At 70.3% G+C, this 14674-nt stretch carries 16 protein-coding genes; 7 read left to right on the plus strand and 9 right to left on the minus strand.

The annotated features are described in order from the left end of the window. Positions 1–161 precede the first annotated feature (161 nt). The 3 genes from M2163_RS22425 to M2163_RS22435 are packed head-to-tail and all read left to right on the plus strand — an operon-like array spanning position 162 to position 2184. Positions 162–1172 carry a fatty acid desaturase gene (locus M2163_RS22425; RefSeq protein ID WP_280851030.1) on the plus strand — a complete coding sequence of 337 codons (1011 nt, stop codon included), beginning with the start codon at positions 162–164 and terminating at the stop codon, positions 1170–1172. Then, positions 1169–1849, plus strand: a complete 681-nt coding sequence (locus M2163_RS22430; RefSeq protein WP_280851029.1) for a TetR/AcrR family transcriptional regulator — start codon at positions 1169–1171, stop codon at positions 1847–1849. The genes M2163_RS22425 and M2163_RS22430 overlap by 4 nt, the downstream gene beginning before the upstream one ends. A gap of 44 nt (positions 1850–1893) precedes the next feature. Next, positions 1894–2184 (plus strand): hypothetical protein, encoded by a 291-nt coding sequence (locus M2163_RS22435; RefSeq protein WP_280894843.1) that lies wholly within the window; start codon positions 1894–1896, stop codon positions 2182–2184. Positions 2185–2251: 67 nt separating this feature from the next. Here the strand turns inward: M2163_RS22435 and M2163_RS22440 are convergent, their stop codons facing one another. Beyond that, a complete protein-coding gene (locus tag M2163_RS22440) occupies positions 2252–2425 on the minus strand; it encodes a CsbD family protein (RefSeq protein WP_280894844.1) in 174 nt (57 codons plus the stop codon). Between the two features lie 105 nt (positions 2426–2530). Then, complete coding sequence (locus tag M2163_RS22445) at positions 2531–3331, minus strand: trans-aconitate 2-methyltransferase (protein WP_280894845.1); 801 nt, start codon at positions 3329–3331, stop codon at positions 2531–2533. 89 nt (positions 3332–3420) lie between these two features. On the opposite strand from M2163_RS22445, the gene M2163_RS22450 reads away from it, so the two are divergent. After that, positions 3421–3918 (plus strand): MarR family transcriptional regulator, encoded by a 498-nt coding sequence (locus tag M2163_RS22450; RefSeq protein WP_007382615.1) that lies wholly within the window; start codon positions 3421–3423, stop codon positions 3916–3918. On the opposite strand, the gene M2163_RS22455 is transcribed toward M2163_RS22450, so the two are convergent. Continuing rightward, positions 3877–4644 (minus strand): response regulator transcription factor, encoded by a 768-nt coding sequence (locus tag M2163_RS22455; RefSeq protein WP_280851025.1) that lies wholly within the window; start codon positions 4642–4644, stop codon positions 3877–3879. The genes M2163_RS22450 and M2163_RS22455 overlap by 42 nt on opposite strands. Before the next feature lie 273 nt (positions 4645–4917). On the opposite strand from M2163_RS22455, the gene M2163_RS22460 reads away from it, so the two are divergent. Then, positions 4918–5376, plus strand: a complete 459-nt coding sequence (locus tag M2163_RS22460) for an N-acetyltransferase (RefSeq protein WP_280851024.1) — start codon at positions 4918–4920, stop codon at positions 5374–5376. Here the strand turns inward: M2163_RS22460 and M2163_RS22465 are convergent. From M2163_RS22465 to galT, 4 genes are all read right to left on the minus strand, one after another. Then, entirely contained in the window at positions 5366–6154 is a 789-nt protein-coding gene (locus M2163_RS22465; protein ID WP_280894846.1) for a hypothetical protein, read from the minus strand. The two genes, M2163_RS22460 and M2163_RS22465, sit on opposite strands and share 11 nt — an antisense overlap. Positions 6155–6242: 88 nt before the next feature. Continuing rightward, positions 6243–7391: a galactokinase gene (gene galK / locus M2163_RS22470; RefSeq protein WP_280894847.1), complete on the minus strand. Its 1149-nt coding sequence runs from the start codon at positions 7389–7391 to the stop codon at positions 6243–6245. Further along, positions 7391–8359: a UDP-glucose 4-epimerase GalE gene (gene galE, locus M2163_RS22475; RefSeq protein ID WP_280894848.1), complete on the minus strand. Its 969-nt coding sequence runs from the start codon at positions 8357–8359 to the stop codon at positions 7391–7393. Before galE ends, galK begins: the two co-directional genes overlap by 1 nt. Next, positions 8356–9417: a galactose-1-phosphate uridylyltransferase gene (gene galT / locus M2163_RS22480; RefSeq protein WP_280894849.1), complete on the minus strand. Its 1062-nt coding sequence runs from the start codon at positions 9415–9417 to the stop codon at positions 8356–8358. Before galT ends, galE begins: the two co-directional genes overlap by 4 nt. A gap of 111 nt (positions 9418–9528) precedes the next feature. On the opposite strand from galT, the gene M2163_RS22485 reads away from it, so the two are divergent. Further along, on the plus strand, positions 9529–11217 hold the full coding sequence (locus M2163_RS22485) for a sodium:solute symporter family protein (RefSeq protein ID WP_280851019.1): 1689 nt from the start codon (positions 9529–9531) through the stop codon (positions 11215–11217). A 20-nt stretch (positions 11218–11237) separates the two neighbouring features. Further along, entirely contained in the window at positions 11238–11543 is a 306-nt protein-coding gene (locus M2163_RS22490) for a hypothetical protein (protein ID WP_280851018.1), read from the plus strand. Positions 11544–11915: 372 nt separating this feature from the next. On the opposite strand, the gene M2163_RS22495 is transcribed toward M2163_RS22490, so the two are convergent. After that, positions 11916–12599 carry a response regulator transcription factor gene (locus M2163_RS22495; RefSeq protein ID WP_280851017.1) on the minus strand — a complete coding sequence of 228 codons (684 nt, stop codon included), beginning with the start codon at positions 12597–12599 and terminating at the stop codon, positions 11916–11918. A gap of 254 nt (positions 12600–12853) precedes the next feature. Beyond that, positions 12854–14656, minus strand: a complete 1803-nt coding sequence (locus M2163_RS22500) for an ABC-F family ATP-binding cassette domain-containing protein (protein WP_280851016.1) — start codon at positions 14654–14656, stop codon at positions 12854–12856. Positions 14657–14674: the final 18 nt, after the last annotated feature.

The raw sequence follows: 14674 nt of genomic DNA on the forward strand, positions 1-14674 counted from the left end.
GCGGACGCGCAGACTCTCGGGCTCTTGCCGCCGGGCACCGCACTGCCATACTTACGACGCCGTAGGTTACGGAACCGTAGGGACCGTCGTAACGGAACCCGGGAATGACTCCCGCAGCCCGGCACCTGTCGTCAACCCTCAAAACCCCACAGGGGACGCCCATGACCACGCGCTCCGATGTGATCGCAGACGCCCCGAAGGCGACCGACGGCTCGACACCGCCCTCCGCGACGCTCGGCGGTGAGCAGAAACGCTCGCTCGAACAGATCACGCTGCTCCTGTTCATCACCGTTCCGTTCCTCGCCCTGCTCGCGGCGGTGCCGCTGGCCTGGGGCTGGGGTGTGAGCTGGCTCGATCTGGGCCTTCTGGTCTTCTTCTACTACCTCGGCTGTCACGGCATCACGATCGGCTTCCACCGCTACTTCACGCACGGCTCCTTCAAGGCCAAGAGGCCACTGAGGATCGCGCTGGCGATCATGGGATCGCTGGCCGTCGAGGGGCCCCTGGTGCGGTGGGTCGCCGACCACCGCAAGCACCACAAGTTCTCCGACGCCGAGGGTGACCCCCACTCGCCGTGGCGGTTCGGGGAGACGGTCCCGGCACTGATCAAGGGCCTGTGGTGGGCCCACATCGCCTGGATGTTCGACGAGGAGCAAACCCCGCAGGACAAGTACGCGCCGGACCTGATCAAGGACCCGGCGATCCGGGCGATCTCCCGGCAGTTCATCTACTGGACGATGCTCTCCCTCGCCCTGCCCGCCGTGATCGGCGGCCTGGTGACGATGTCCTGGTGGGGCGCGTTCACCGGGTTCTTCTGGGGCTCCCTGGTCCGCGTCTGCCTCCTCCACCACGTCACCTGGTCGATCAACTCGATCTGCCACGCGGTCGGCAAGCGGCCCTTCAAGTCGCGGGACCGCTCGGGCAACGTGTGGTGGCTGGCCGTGCTGTCCTGCGGTGAGTCCTGGCACAACCTGCACCACGCCGACCCGACCTCGGCGCGGCACGGGGTGATGCGCGGTCAGCTGGACTCCTCCGCGCGGATCATCCGCTGGTTCGAGATGCTCGGCTGGGCGTACGACGTGCGCTGGCCGTCACGCTCGCGTATCGATTCGCGCCGGAACACCGACGGGGACGGCTCCCGGCGCAAGAAGGAGACCGCCGAGGCGGCATGATGGACGCCGTGGCGACCGACTCCAGCAGTACCCCGAGCAGCGAAGCGAAGCCGCGGCGAGCCCGGCGCACCCGGATGACGGGGGCCGAACGCCGCGCACAGCTTCTGGAGATCGGTCGCACGCTGTTCGCCTCGAAGGGCTTCGAGGGCACGTCGGTGGAGGAGATCGCGGCGAAGGCCGGCGTCTCCAAGCCGGTGGTGTACGAGCACTTCGGCGGCAAGGAGGGCCTGTACGCGGTGGTGGTGGACCGCGAGATGCGGCGCCTGCTGGACATGGTGACCGGTTCCCTGACCGCCGGCCACCCCCGCGAACTGTGCGAACAGGCGGCGTTCGCCCTCCTCGACTACATCGAGGAGTACACCGACGGCTTCCGCATCCTGGTGCGCGACTCCCCCATCCCCCAGTCCACGGGCTCCTTCGCCTCTCTCATCTCGGACATCGCGACCCAGGTGGAGGACATCCTGGGCCGCGAGTTCAAGAGGCGCGGCTTCGACCCCAAACTGGCCCCCCTGTACGCCCAGGCCCTGGTCGGCATGGTCGCCCTGACCGGCCAGTGGTGGCTGGACGTGCGCCGCCCGAAGAAGGCGGAGGTGGCGGCACACCTGGTGAATCTCGCCTGGCACGGCCTGGACGGGCTGGAGGCGAAGCCGCGCCTGATAGGCCGCCGGAAGAGCTGAGCGCCCGCCTGCCGAACCCGACCACCGCCCAGGAGGAGCTGCTCGTGCAGTCCGAACCGGGGAGCCCACCGGGCCCGGAGCGGGAGACCGCCTGCCGGGTCTGCGGGCACGACAACGATCCGGAACCCTTCTGGGAGGGCGGCTGGCCCAACGAGGCCGCCATCTGCCCCTGCTGCGGCAATGAGCCCAGCATGAACGACGTCAGCGTCACCGGATTGCGGGAGAGGCGCGGCTACTGGCTCGGCCAGGGCGCTCCCTGGGACTCGCCGAGTTCCCGTCCCAAGGACTGGGACGTCCTGGAGCAGGTGAAGCACATCCCGGCCGAGTGGCGCTGAACCCGGCACCGGCACGTACGACGGCCCGTGCACCCCGTGGGTGCACGGGCCGTTCGTCTGCGTGGCGTCAGTGCTTGAAGGTGTCCTTCGCCTTCTCCTTGGCCTGGCGCGCGTCGCCCTTGGACTGGCCCATGCGGCCCTCGGCTTCCATGCTCTCGTTGCCGACCGCGCGACCTATGGCCTCCTTGGCCTTGCCCTTGGCCTGTTCCTTCTTGGCCTTGGCCTTCTGGTCTCCTGCCACGGTTCTCACTCCCAAGCGATTGCCGACTCCGCTCTCATCACTGCGGGTGACCCGACGAACGCCGGTCAAACACGGCGGGCCGCACGCGGTCCACGCTCGCGAGCGTCAGCTCTGCTTGCGGGCGACGGCGAAGACGCGGCGGAAGGGGAACGGGGTGCCGTGCGGGCCCGCCGGGTACGCCTGGCGCAGGGCCGCACGGTAGGCGGTCAGGAACTCCTCCCTGGCCGGCGGGTCGTCGGCGAGGGCGGTCAGGAGCGGGCGCAGCCCCGTGCCCTTGACCCAGTCCAGGATCGGGTCCTCGCCCTGGAGCAGGTGGACGTACGTCGTCTCCCACGCGTCGACCGTGCATCCCAGGTCGGCCAGCTCCGCCAGATAGGCCTCCGGCGCGCGGACGGCGTCCTCGTGGCGCAGGGTGTCCGCGAGGCCCACGGCCCCGGCGAGTTCGCGCATCAGCCGGTGGCTCGGGGAGCCGAAGTTGCCGGGCACCTGGAAGGCGAAGGTGCCGCCCGGTGCGAGTCCGTCCACCCAGGCCCCGAAACGCTCCACGTGCCCCGGCACCCACTGGAGCGTGGCGTTGCTGATGATCAGGTCGTACGGCTGTGCGGGCGTCCAGGTGCGCACGTCCGCGTGGGAGAAGTCGAGGCTGCCGCCACCGGCCGTGGGGCCGGCGTGGTCGGCCCGTGCCTTGTCGAGCATCTCGGCGGAGTTGTCGTAGCCGGTGATCCGGGCCGTGGGCCAGCGGGCGGCGAGCAGCGCCGTCACATTGCCGGGGCCGCAGCCGAGGTCGGCGATCAGGGGCTCGGCCCCCGGCAGGTCCGGTACGCGGGCGAGCAGGTCGGTGAAGGGGCGGGCGCGGTGGTCCGCGTGGCGCAGGTACTGGGCGGGGTCCCAGGCGGGGGTGGTCATGCCCTTCACCTTCCCCGGATGGTTGTCTTGATGTCAAGAGACTTGATGTCAAGAGACTTCATGTCGACACAACCACTACACTGATCGTCATGGAGGACGAGGTCGATCGGCTGGTCGCTGCGTGGCGCCGGGAGCGCCCTGACCTCGACGTGGAACCGCTCGAGGTGCTCAGCCGGGTGAGCAGACTGGCCCGGCACCTGGACCGGGCACGCCGGCTGGCCTTCGCCGAGCACAGTCTGGAGCCCTGGGAGTTCGACGTGCTGACCGCGCTCAGGCGCGCGGGGACGCCGTACCAGCTCTCCCCCGGACAGTTGCTGACCCAGACCCTGGTCACCTCGGGCACCATGACCAACCGCATCGACCGGCTGGCCAAGAAGGGCCTGGTGGAGCGGCTGCCCGACCCGAGCGACCGGCGCGGGGTGCTGGTCCGGCTCACCGAGGACGGCAAGGACCGCGCGGACCAGGCCCTCGCCGGTCTGCTGGAACAGGAACGCGCGATCCTCGCCGAGCTCTCCCGCGCCCAGCGCGGGGAACTGGCCGGGCTGCTACGCCAGTTGACCGCCCCGTTCGACAACATCCCCGGCTAGGTCGACCGGGCCCACACCCGCGCGCCGCGCCAGGGCGACGGCGGCCAGGGTGGAGTGGACGCCCAGCTTGCCGAGGACGTTCTGCATGTGGGTGCGCACGGTGTGCGGGGACAGGAACAGTCTCTCCGCGACCGCCTTGCGGCCGAGCCCGGCCACCATGCAGCGCAGCACCTCCCGCTCGCGCGGGGTGAGGGACTCCACCAGGCGCTCGCTCTCGGTGCGGTGCTTGCGGGCGGCGGTCAGTTCCCGCAGCACACCGGTGAGCAGGGCGGGCGGCAGATGGGTCTCGTCGCGCAGCACCCCCCGGATCACGGTGAGCAGCCGGGACAGCGAGCAGTCCTTGGCGACCCAGCCCGAGGCGCCGGCCTGCAGGGCGAGCGCGGCCCGCCGCGGATCGTCCTTCTCGGCGAGCACGACGATCCGGACCGCCGGCTGCGCCGTACGGACCCCGGCGACCAGCGAGATGCCGTCGACCAGACCGTCCTCGCTGCCGTCCGGCACGGAGACGGCGGGCCTGATGCCCTGGACGTTGCCGCCCAGGTCGGCGTCGACGAGCAGCACGTCGAAACGGCGGCCCTCGGCGGCCGCGCGCTCCAGCGAGCGCAGCGCGGCGGGACCGCTGCCGGCCGCGGAGACCTCCACGTCGGGCTCGGCCGCCAGCGCGGCGGCGAGCGACTCGGCGAAGATGCGATGGTCGTCGACGACCAGGACTCGGATGCGAACCACGAAACCCCCTTCCCCAAGCTCTCGAAGAGCAGGGGATACCCCATCGTCTTCGTCTGAGGACGACTCGGGAGACGACACCGCCGCGGGTACGACGCCCGAAGCACGATGGCCGCACGGCCGCCGCCGTGCAAGAACTGCTACCCCCACTTCGGGCGCCGTACCCGACTGTCTCGCCCCCTGATCAGCACCGGCCCCCACCGGTGCTGTTCATCAGGGTACGGCCGGGGGGCAGGAGCGGAAGGTTATTTGCAGAACTGGCTGTCCGGTGCGTTTATGGTGAGCCGCATGTTTCGTCTGGAGACAGAAGTCGACAAGGCCCGGCAAGATCTGCTCCGCAAACGGCTGCGGGACACCAACACCACCGCCTCCCCGGTGCTGCGCGCGCTGCGCGGAACCCCAGGTGAACGGGAACTTCCGCTCCACGTCTGGGCCTTGGACGACTCCGGCGCCCTGGCGGGCGGACTGGTCGGGCACACCTGGACGAGCTGGCTGCACGTGACCTATCTGTGGGTCGACGGACGGCACCGCGGGGCGGGCCTGGGTTCGCAGTTGCTCGCACAGGCGGAGCGCACGGCGCACAACGAACGGGGCTGCGCCTCCGTACGCCTGGAGACCTGGGACTTCCAGGCGCCGGAGTTCTACCGGAAGCAGGGGTACGAGGTGGTGTGCGTGATCCCGGACTATCCGCCGGGGATCACGGAGTACACGCTCACCAAGCGGCTCACCGCCTGAAGCGCCAGGAGCCCGGCTCGTCCGCCGGGCGCAGACCCAGTTCCCCGGCGATGCCGGCCGCGCGGCGGTGGGGGACGTCCGGGTAGTGCGCGGGGTGGACCTCGACGAAGCCGTGGTCGTCGGCCGAGGCCGTGCGCAGCGCCTCGCGGAGCGTGTGCTCCTGTTCCGCCACCCTGGCCCGCTCCTCCCGCCGGCGGGCGACGGTCTCGCCCCGGCGGGCCGTGGCCGCGACGACACCGAGCGCGATCAGCGCGAACGCCCCCACGCCGAGGACGTCCCCGGTCGCGTCCGCGTCGCCCGGCAGCCGGGGCCTCAGGGCGCCCTCGGGGTCGGCGAGCACGGTGACGGTCTGCCCGACGGCGAAACTGCCGGAGGCCGCCTGGAAGGCGGGGCCCGGGAGCCTGGTGCCGTCGCGGCGCGCGAGGGCGTAGTCGTAGGTGTCCGCCGGCCGCCCCCGGTCCGGGGCGGGCCAGTCGCGTACGACGGTGGCGGTGATCCGTTCGCCCCGCCGCTCCAGGGTGAGGTCGTCGCGGGCCTGGTCGGCGACGTACACGGCCGCCAGGGAGGCCCCCACCACCAGCAGCGCCGCCGACAGCCCCGTCTCGTCCGCGCACAGCTTCGTCAGCAGCACGGCGAGGAGCACACCGTGCGCGATCCACAGGGGCACCAGGAGTCCGTAGCCCCGCTGGTCCGCCAGGACGAAGAAGCCGGCGATCGCGGCGAGCGCGTAGCAGCCGATGCCGATCGCCGACAGGATGCGAAGGCGCCCTCGACTCACGCTCCGACGCTACTGGGGCGTATGTCAGGGAGAGGCCCGGCTTTCCCCAAGTTCGGATCAAGCCGGGCAAAACAGCGGTCAGCCGGTCTCAGAGCAGGCGCCGCGCCCCTGCCGAGGGCACCGCCTCGAACACCCGCGGAGCGGTGAACTCCGCGGCGGAGAAGGCCTCTTGGACCGCCTTGGTGATCGTCTCCACGTCGGTCGCCTCGGCCAGCACGATCGCCGAGCCGCCGAAGCCGCCGCCGGTCATCCGGGCGCCCAGGGCACCGGAGGCGAGGGCGGTGTCGACGACCAGGTCCAGCTCCGGGCAGGAGATCCGGAAGTCGTCGCGCAGCGAGGCGTGTCCGGCGATCAGCACCGGTCCGATCGCGCGGGTCTCGCCCGACTCCAGCAGGGCGACGACCTTCTCGACCCGCTCGTCCTCGGTGACCACGTGCCGCACCAGGCGTACGGCCTCCTCGTCGTCGCCGAGCCGCTCCAGGGCCGCGTCGAGCTCGCCGTACGGGATGTCCCGCAGGGCGTCCACACCGAGCAGGGCCGCGCCCCGCTCGCAGCCCGCGCGGCGCTTGCCGTACTCGCCCTCGTTGTGGGCGTGCTTGACGCGGGTGTCGACGACGAGCAGGACCATGCCCTCGGCGGCGAGGTCGAAGGGGATCTGCTTCTGCGACAGGTCCCGGGTGTCGAGGAACAGGGCGTGGCCGCTCTCGCAGCAGGCGGACGCGGTCTGGTCCATGATCCCGGTGGGGGCGCCGACGTAGACGTTCTCGGCGCGCTGGCACAGGCGGGCCAGCTGCCAGCGCTGGAGGCCGAGGTCGTACAGGTCGTTCAGCGCGAGCGCGACGACGACCTCCAGGGCCGCCGAGGAGGACAGGCCCGCGCCCGCCGGGACCGTCGAGGCGAGGTGGACGTCCGCCCCGGTGACGGGGTGCCCTGCCTCGCGCAGCGCCCAGACGACACCGGCGGGGTAGGCGGTCCAGTTCCGGTCGCTCTCCGGGGCGAGGTCGTCCAGGCGCAGTTCGACGACACCGCCCTCGACGTCGGCCGAGTGCAGGCGCAGGACGCCGTCCGTGCGCCGGGAGACGGCCGCGACCGCGGTGTGCGGCAGCGCGAAGGGCATCACGAAGCCGTCGTTGTAGTCGGTGTGCTCACCGATGAGGTTGACGCGGCCCGGCGCCGACCAGACGCCCTCGGGCCCGGTTCCGTAGAGCTCCACGAAACCACGCTGCACCTGCTCCACTACTGCTCCCTCTCTGCGCTGACGGCCCGCGCGAACTCCCAGGCGTCCGCGACGATCCCCGCGAGATCCGCGCGGGTCGGGTTCCAGCCCAGCTTCTCGCGGGCGGTGGCGGCGGAGGCGACCAGGGTGGCCGGGTCGCCGGCCCGGCGCGGGGCCACGATCTCGGGGATCGGGTGGCCGGTGACCTGGCGGACCGTCTCGATGACCTGGCGCACGGAGAAGCCCTCGCCGTTGCCGAGGTTGCAGATGAGGTGCTCGCCCGGCTTTGCCGCCTTCAGCGCGAGGAGATGGGCGTCGGCCAGGTCGGCGACGTGGATGTAGTCGCGGACGCAGGTGCCGTCCGGGGTCGGGTAGTCCTCGCCGAAGACGTTGATCGCCTCCCGCCTGCCCTGGGCGACCTGGAGGATGAGCGGGATGAGGTGGGACTCGGGGTCGTGCCGCTCGCCCTGCTTGCCGTAGGCACCTGCGACGTTGAAGTAGCGCAGGGACACGGCGCCGAGGCCGTGGGCGTTCGCCTCACTGGTGATCATGAAGTCGACGGCGAGCTTGGAGGCGCCGTAGGGGTTGGTGGGCCTGGTCGGAGCCGACTCGACGATCGGCACCTCCTCGGGCTCCCCGTAGGTGGCGGCCGTGGAGGAGAAGACGAGCTTGCTCACGCCCGCCTCGCGCATGGCGCCGAGCAGCGCCATCGTCCCGCCGACGTTGTTGTCCCAGTACTTCTCGGGCTTCACGACCGACTCGCCGACCTGCGAGGACGCGGCGAAGTGGAGCACGCCGTCGAAGGAGGAATCCAGCCACTTGGCGGCGTCGCGGATGTCGCCCTCGATGAAGGCGGCCCCGGCCGGGACGCCCTCGCGGAAACCGGTGGAGAGGTTGTCCAGGACGACGACCTCGTGCCCCGCCTCCAGCAGGTGCTGGGCCACGACACCGCCGACGTATCCCGCGCCACCTGTCACCAGGTACTTCATGAACTCGCTACCTCTCGCAGTCGCTGTGCCGCGGCTTCCGGACGGATGTCGTTGATGAACACGTTCATGCCCGACTCGGAGCCCGCGAGGAACTTCAGCTTGCCGGACGTGCGACGAATGGTGAAAAGCTCCAGGTGCAGCGCGAAGTCGTCACGGCTCACGCCCTCGAACTCCTCCAGCTGACCGAACGGCGCCTGGTGCCAGGCGGCGATGTACGGCGTGGGCGGCTCACCTTCGCCGAAAATCCGGTCGAAGCGCCTCAAGAGTTCCAGATAGACCTGGGGGAACTCTGTGCGGGCGTCCTCGTCGAGACCGAGCAGGTCCGGCACCCGGCGCTTGGGGTAGAGGTGCACCTCGTACGGCCAGTGCGCCGCGTAGGGCACGAAGGCGACCCAGTGCTCCCCCTCCAGGACGACCCGCTCCCCGGCCAGCTCGCTCTCCACGACGGCGTCGAAGAGGTTCTCCCCTCCGGTGGCCTCCTTGTGGGCCGCGAGAGAACGCAGCATCAGTGCGGTGCGAGGGGTGGTGAACGGGTAGGCGTAGATCTGGCCATGCGGGTGACCCAGAGTCACACCGATCTCCGCACCCCGGTTCTCGAAACAGAAGACCTGCTCCACGGAGGGCAGATGCGACAGCTCCGACGTCCGGTCGGTCCATGCGTCCAGGACGAGCCGCGCCTGCTCCTGCGTGAGGTCGGCGAAGGACGCGTTGTGGTCCGAGGTGAAGCAGACGACCTCACAGCGCCCCGAGTCGCCGGCCAGCGAGGGGAAACGGTTCTCGAAGACCACGACGTCGTACGACGAGTCCGGGATCTCGCTCAGCCGCTCACCCTGCGAGGGGCACAGCGGGCACTCGTCGGCCGGCGGGTGGTAGGTGCGGCCCTGCCGGTGCGAGGCGACGGCCACGCGATCGCCGAGCAGCGGATCCCGACGGACCTCGGACGTGGTGACGGTCCGCTCCAGCGGCCGCCGGTCCACGGCGTCGCGGACGGTGTCGTCGCGCAGGTCGTAGTAGATGAGCTCGCGACCGTCGGCCAGCCGGGTCGAGGTCTTCTTCACCGCTGCGCTCCTTCACTCAAACATAACTAAACACAGGTAACCATAAACCCCCACCCATGTCACCAGCGGAATCAAACAAAGCGCACCAGTCGAGGTGTTCAATTGCTGACCATGCAGACCCCCACAAAAGGCGCATACCTGGCCGCCGAGCTCCGGCTCCCCACCAACTGGCTCGACTACACGATCCTCGGCATCTACTTCGTCGTCGTCCTCGGCATCGGCTTCGCGGCCCGCCGGTCGGTGAAGACGAGCCTGGACTTCTTCCTCTCCGGGCGCTCAATGCCGGCCTGGATCACGGGTCTCGCCTTCATCTCGGCCAACCTGGCCGCCACGGAGATCCTGGGAATGGCCGCCAACAGCGCGCAGTACGGCGCCTACACGGTCCACTGGTACTGGATCGGCGCCATCCCGGCCATGGTCTTCCTCGGCCTGGTGATGATGCCCTTCTACTACGGCAGCAAGGTGCGCTCGGTCCCCGAGATGCTCCTGCTGCGCTTCGACAAGTGGGCGCACCTGCTCAGCTCGGCCCTGTTCGCCTTCGCGGCCATCCTGATCGCGGGCGTGAACCTCTACGCCCTGGCGATCGTCGTGGAGGCCCTGCTGGGCTGGCCGCAGTGGGTGGCCATCGTGGTCGCGGGCGCCTTCGTGCTCGCCTACATCACCCTCGGCGGACTGTCCTCCGCGATCTACAACGAGGTCCTGCAGTTCTTCGTGATCCTCGCGGCCCTGATCCCGCTGGTCGTCCTCGGCCTGAAGAAGGTGGGCGGCTGGGACGGCCTCACGGACAAGCTGACGGCCCGGCACGGCGCCGACTTCACCACGGCGTGGGGCGGTACGGGCATCGGCAGTGACAACCCGCTGGGCGCGAACTGGCTGACGATCGTGCTGGGCCTGGGCTTCGTCCTGTCCTTCGGCTACTGGACGACGAACTTCGCGGAGGTCCAGCGGGCCCTGTCGGCGAAGAACCTCTCCGCGGCCCAGCGCACCCCCCTGATCGCCGCCTACCCGAAGATCTTCATCGTGTTCCTGGTGATGATCCCGGGCCTGGTGGCGGCGGCCCTGGTCCCCAAGATCGGCACCCCCGGCTCGGACCTCCAGTACAACCACGCCATCCCGTACCTGATGCAGCAACTCCTGCCGAACGGGGTCCTCGGCATCGCGGTGACGGGCCTGTTGGCCGCGTTCATGGCCGGCATGGCGGCGAACGTCTCGTCCTTCAACACGGTGTTCACCAACGACATCTGGGCGCGCTACGTGGTGCGGGGCCGCGAGGACGAGTACTACGTCCGCTTCGGCCGCCTGATCACGGTGATCGGCGTCTGCGCATCCGTGGGAACGGCCTTCCTGGCCTCCTCCTTCTCCAACATCATGAGCTACCTCCAGACGCTGTTCTCCTTCTTCAACGTGCCGATGTTCGTCGTCTTCATCGTCGGCATGTTCTGGAAGCGGGCGTCCGCGAAGTCCGGCTTCTGGGGTCTGCTCACCGGGACGGTCGCGGCGATGGTGAACTACTTCTGGATCTACAAGCAGGGCATCGTCGACATCCCCTCCGACCAGGGCGCCAACTTCGTCTCCGCGATCGTCGGCTTCGTGGCCGGTGCGGTGGTCATGGTCGCCGTGTCCCTGTTCACGGCCCCCAAGCCCGCCGAGGACCTCCAGGGCCTCGTCTACGGCACGACGTCCCCCGGCATGTCCGAGCCCCCCGCCGCCGGCGACGACGCCTGGTACCGCAGGCCGGCCCTGCTGGGCTGGGGCGCGGTGATCCTGGCCGCCGCCTGCTACATCCCGTTCTCGTTCTGACCTCGGAGGATTGAGAGACCATGTCCGATCAGCACGGCTACTCCGAACACGACGTCCAGCGGGAAGTCTCCGAACTCCAGGCCAAGTCGGCCACCGCGGCCCGGATCTTCGACCTGCGCCGCATCATCGGCGGCCTGTTCGTCCTCTACGGCGTCATCGTCACGATCGCCGGCATCAACCCCTCCGACTCCTCCCTCGACAAGTCGGAGGGCGTCAACATCAACCTGTGGACCGGCCTGGGAATGCTGGCGCTCGGCATCTTCTTCCTGATCTGGCAGAAACTGAAGCCGGCGGCCCCGGTACAGGTGGAGACACCGGAGGAGTGACACCGGGTGCGGACCGGTGGGGGTTGGCCGCGCAGTTCCCCGCGCCCCTGAGGAGTTGCAGTCACCTGCGCCGCGACGAACCGTTCGCCGTACCGCGCGCCACGACGGTCGGTTGGCCGCGTACGGCGCGCAGGGGACGGGGTGGGGGGTGTCCGCCCGCAGCGGCCGGCGTCCGTTACCGGGCCCCTTCTTCGAGGGACCGAGCCGCCGGACCGAGGACGGATACCCCCCACCCCGGCCCCGACCCCACCACCGGACCGCACGCGCTACACAAGCCCCCAGAGACCGCAACGGGCCGCCGCAGGCATTCAGGGGCGCGGGGAACTGCGCACAACGCCCGCCCCCACCCACCCGCGCCGGCGTCCGATCACCTCACCCGGTTCCACCGCCGGAGGCACCCGCCCGGTCCAGCAGCCCCGTCCGCGCAGCCAACGCCGCCGCCTCCAGCCGAGACCCCACCCCCAGCTTCATCAGCACCCGCTGCACATGCGTCCGGGCCGTGGACGGCGCTATCCCCATCCCCGCCGCGATCAGCCGCGTGTCCTCCCCGTCGGCCACCCGCACCAGCACCTCCACCTCCCGGGGTGTCAGCATCTGCAGCAGCCGCTGTCCCTCGTCGTCCGGCTGGGCGGCGGGGTTCAGCAGTTCGCTGAACGCCCCCTGGAGCAACTGCGGAGCGACCGCCGCCTCCCCCGCCCGGGCCTTCATGATCGCCCGCTCGACCCCCTCGATCCGCTCGTCGTGCCGCACATAGCCGGAGGCCCCCGCGGCGAACGCGGCGGCGATCCCGCGAGGGCTCGGCACCGGACCCAGCACCAGCACCGCCACCTGCGGCCGCTCCCGCTTGATCTTCACGACCGGGTCGAACATCCCCGGCTCGGCCGGTGTGGCCGTCCCCAGCAGGCACACCTCGGGCGCCCGGCTGATCACCAGCTCCGCCGCCCCCGCGGCAGGCGCCGCCGCCGCGAGCACCCGGTGCCCGCGCAGTTTCAGCGCCGAGGCCAGCGCCTCGGCGAGCAATCGGTGGTCGTCGACCACCATGAGCCGAACTCCCATCGACCAACCCCCCAGTCACCCCGATGGATCCGCGTGAATGCCCCACGGTGAAGCCCACTGATCCGCACAGGCGGAGGACCTCTCCCGGCACTCTCTCCCGGCACCCCCGCCCTTCATGCCCCCGGAAGCTACACGCTAGTTCGACGTTGCGCTTCCCCTACCGGTGAGAAGTGTCCCGGAAGTGCTGAATTCCCGGCTTTCCTGTCGTTCGAGGACGATGTGCCGCACCTTCACGCGTCCCTTCACACGTCCCTTCACGCGTCTTCGGCCAGCTCCAGCCAGCGCAGCTCCAGCTCCTCGCGCTCCCCGGCGAGGTCCCGCAGTTCGGCGTCGAGGGAGGCCACCTTGGCGAAGTCCGTGGCATTCTCGGCGATGGACGCGTGCAGCTTCGTCTCCTTCTCCGAGATCTTGTCGAGCTGCCGCTCGATCTTCTGGAGCTCCTTCTTGGCGGCCCGCTGGTCGGCGGAGCTCTTCTCGGCCACGGCCTTCACGGGGGCCGGGGACGCGGCGGCCACGGCCTCCTCCATCCGCTGCCGTCGCTCCAGGTACTCGTCGATGCCCCGCGGCAGCATCCGCAGGGTGGCGTCCCCGAGCAGCGCGAAGACCCGGTCGGTCGTGCGCTCGACGAAGAACCGGTCGTGGGAGATGACGATCATGGAGCCGGGCCAGCCGTCGAGGACGTCCTCCAGCTGGGTCAGGGTCTCGATGTCGAGGTCGTTGGTGGGCTCGTCGAGGAAGAGGACGTTGGGCTCGTCCATCAGCAGCCGCAGGAGTTGGAGGCGGCGCCGCTCACCACCGGAGAGGTCCCCGACCGGCGTCCACTGCTTCTCCTTGTTGAAGCCAAAGGTCTCGCAGAGTTGCCCGGCGGTCATCTCGCGCCCCTTGCCGAGGTCGACGCGCTCCCGCACCTGCTGGACGGCCTCGAGGACCCGGACCGCGGGGTCGAGTTCGGCGACCTCCTGCGACAGGTAGGCGAGCTTGACGGTCCTGCCGACGACGACCCGCCCGCCCGCGGGCTGCTTCTCGCCCTCGGTCCGCGCGGCCTCGGCCATGGCGCGCAGCAGGGACGTCTTCCCGGCGCCGTTGACCCCGACGAGACCGATCCGGTCCCCGGGTCCGAGCTGCCACGTCACATGCTTGAGCAGGACCTTGGGCCCGGCCTGGACGGTCACGTCCTCCAGCTCGAAGACCGTCTTGCCCAGCCGTGAGGAGGCGAACTTCATCAGCTCGCTGCTGTCGCGCGGCGGCGGCACGTCCTTGATGAGCTCGTTGGCGGCCTCGACACGGAAGCGCGGCTTGGACGTACGGGCGGGGGCGCCGCGCCGGAGCCACGCCAGCTCCTTGCGGACGAGGTTCTGCCGCTTGGTCTCCTCGGTGGCGGCGATCCGCTCGCGCTCGGCACGGGCGAAGACGTAGTCGGAGTACCCGCCCTCGTACTCGTAGACGTCGCCCTTCTGCACGTCCCACATGCGGGTGCAGACCTGGTCGAGGAACCACCGGTCGTGGGTGACGCACACGAGCGCGGAGCGCCGCTCGCGCAGGTGCTTCGCCAGCCAGGAGATGCCCTCGACGTCGAGGTGGTTGGTGGGCTCGTCGAGGACGATCAGGTCCTGTTCCTCGATGAGCAGCTTGGCCAGGGCGATACGGCGGCGCTCGCCACCGGAGAGCGGCGCGATGACGGTGTCGAGGCCCTGCGGGAAGCCGGGCAGGTCGAGTCCGCCGAACAGTCCGGTCAGCACGTCACGGATCTTGGCGTTGCCGGCCCACTCGTGGTCGGCCATGTCCCGGATGACCTCGTGCCGGACGGTGGCGGCCGGGTCGAGGGAGTCGTGCTGGGTGAGGACCCCGAGGCGCAGTCCGCCGGAGTGCGTGACGCGTCCGGTGTCGGCGTCCTCCAGCTTGGCGAGCATGCGGATCAGGGTGGTCTTGCCGTCGCCGTTGCGGCCCACGACGCCGATGCGATCGCCCTCGGAGACGCCGAGCGAGACACCGTCCAGCAGGGCACGGGTGCCGTACACCTTGCTGACGTTCTCGACATTGACCAGATTGACGGCCATTTCTCTCCTGCCCAGGGG

The sequence above is a fragment of the Streptomyces sp. SAI-135 genome (assembly GCF_029893805.1).
Lineage (GTDB): Bacteria > Actinomycetota > Actinomycetes > Streptomycetales > Streptomycetaceae > Streptomyces.

Coding starts and splice junctions, on each gene's coding strand:
- M2163_RS22500 (WP_280851016.1), bottom strand. CDS start 14,656: ATGGCCGTCAATCTGGTCAATGTCGAGAACGTCAGCAAGGTGTACGGC.
- M2163_RS22460 (WP_280851024.1), top strand. CDS start 4,918: ATGGTGAGCCGCATGTTTCGTCTGGAGACAGAAGTCGACAAGGCCCGG.
- M2163_RS22430 (WP_280851029.1), top strand. CDS start 1,169: ATGATGGACGCCGTGGCGACCGACTCCAGCAGTACCCCGAGCAGCGAA.
- M2163_RS22495 (WP_280851017.1), bottom strand. CDS start 12,599: ATGGGAGTTCGGCTCATGGTGGTCGACGACCACCGATTGCTCGCCGAG.
- M2163_RS22490 (WP_280851018.1), top strand. CDS start 11,238: ATGTCCGATCAGCACGGCTACTCCGAACACGACGTCCAGCGGGAAGTC.
- M2163_RS22450 (WP_007382615.1), top strand. CDS start 3,421: ATGGAGGACGAGGTCGATCGGCTGGTCGCTGCGTGGCGCCGGGAGCGC.
- M2163_RS22425 (WP_280851030.1), top strand. CDS start 162: ATGACCACGCGCTCCGATGTGATCGCAGACGCCCCGAAGGCGACCGAC.
- M2163_RS22445 (WP_280894845.1), bottom strand. CDS start 3,331: ATGACCACCCCCGCCTGGGACCCCGCCCAGTACCTGCGCCACGCGGAC.
- M2163_RS22485 (WP_280851019.1), top strand. CDS start 9,529: ATGCAGACCCCCACAAAAGGCGCATACCTGGCCGCCGAGCTCCGGCTC.
- galE (WP_280894848.1), bottom strand. CDS start 8,359: ATGAAGTACCTGGTGACAGGTGGCGCGGGATACGTCGGCGGTGTCGTG.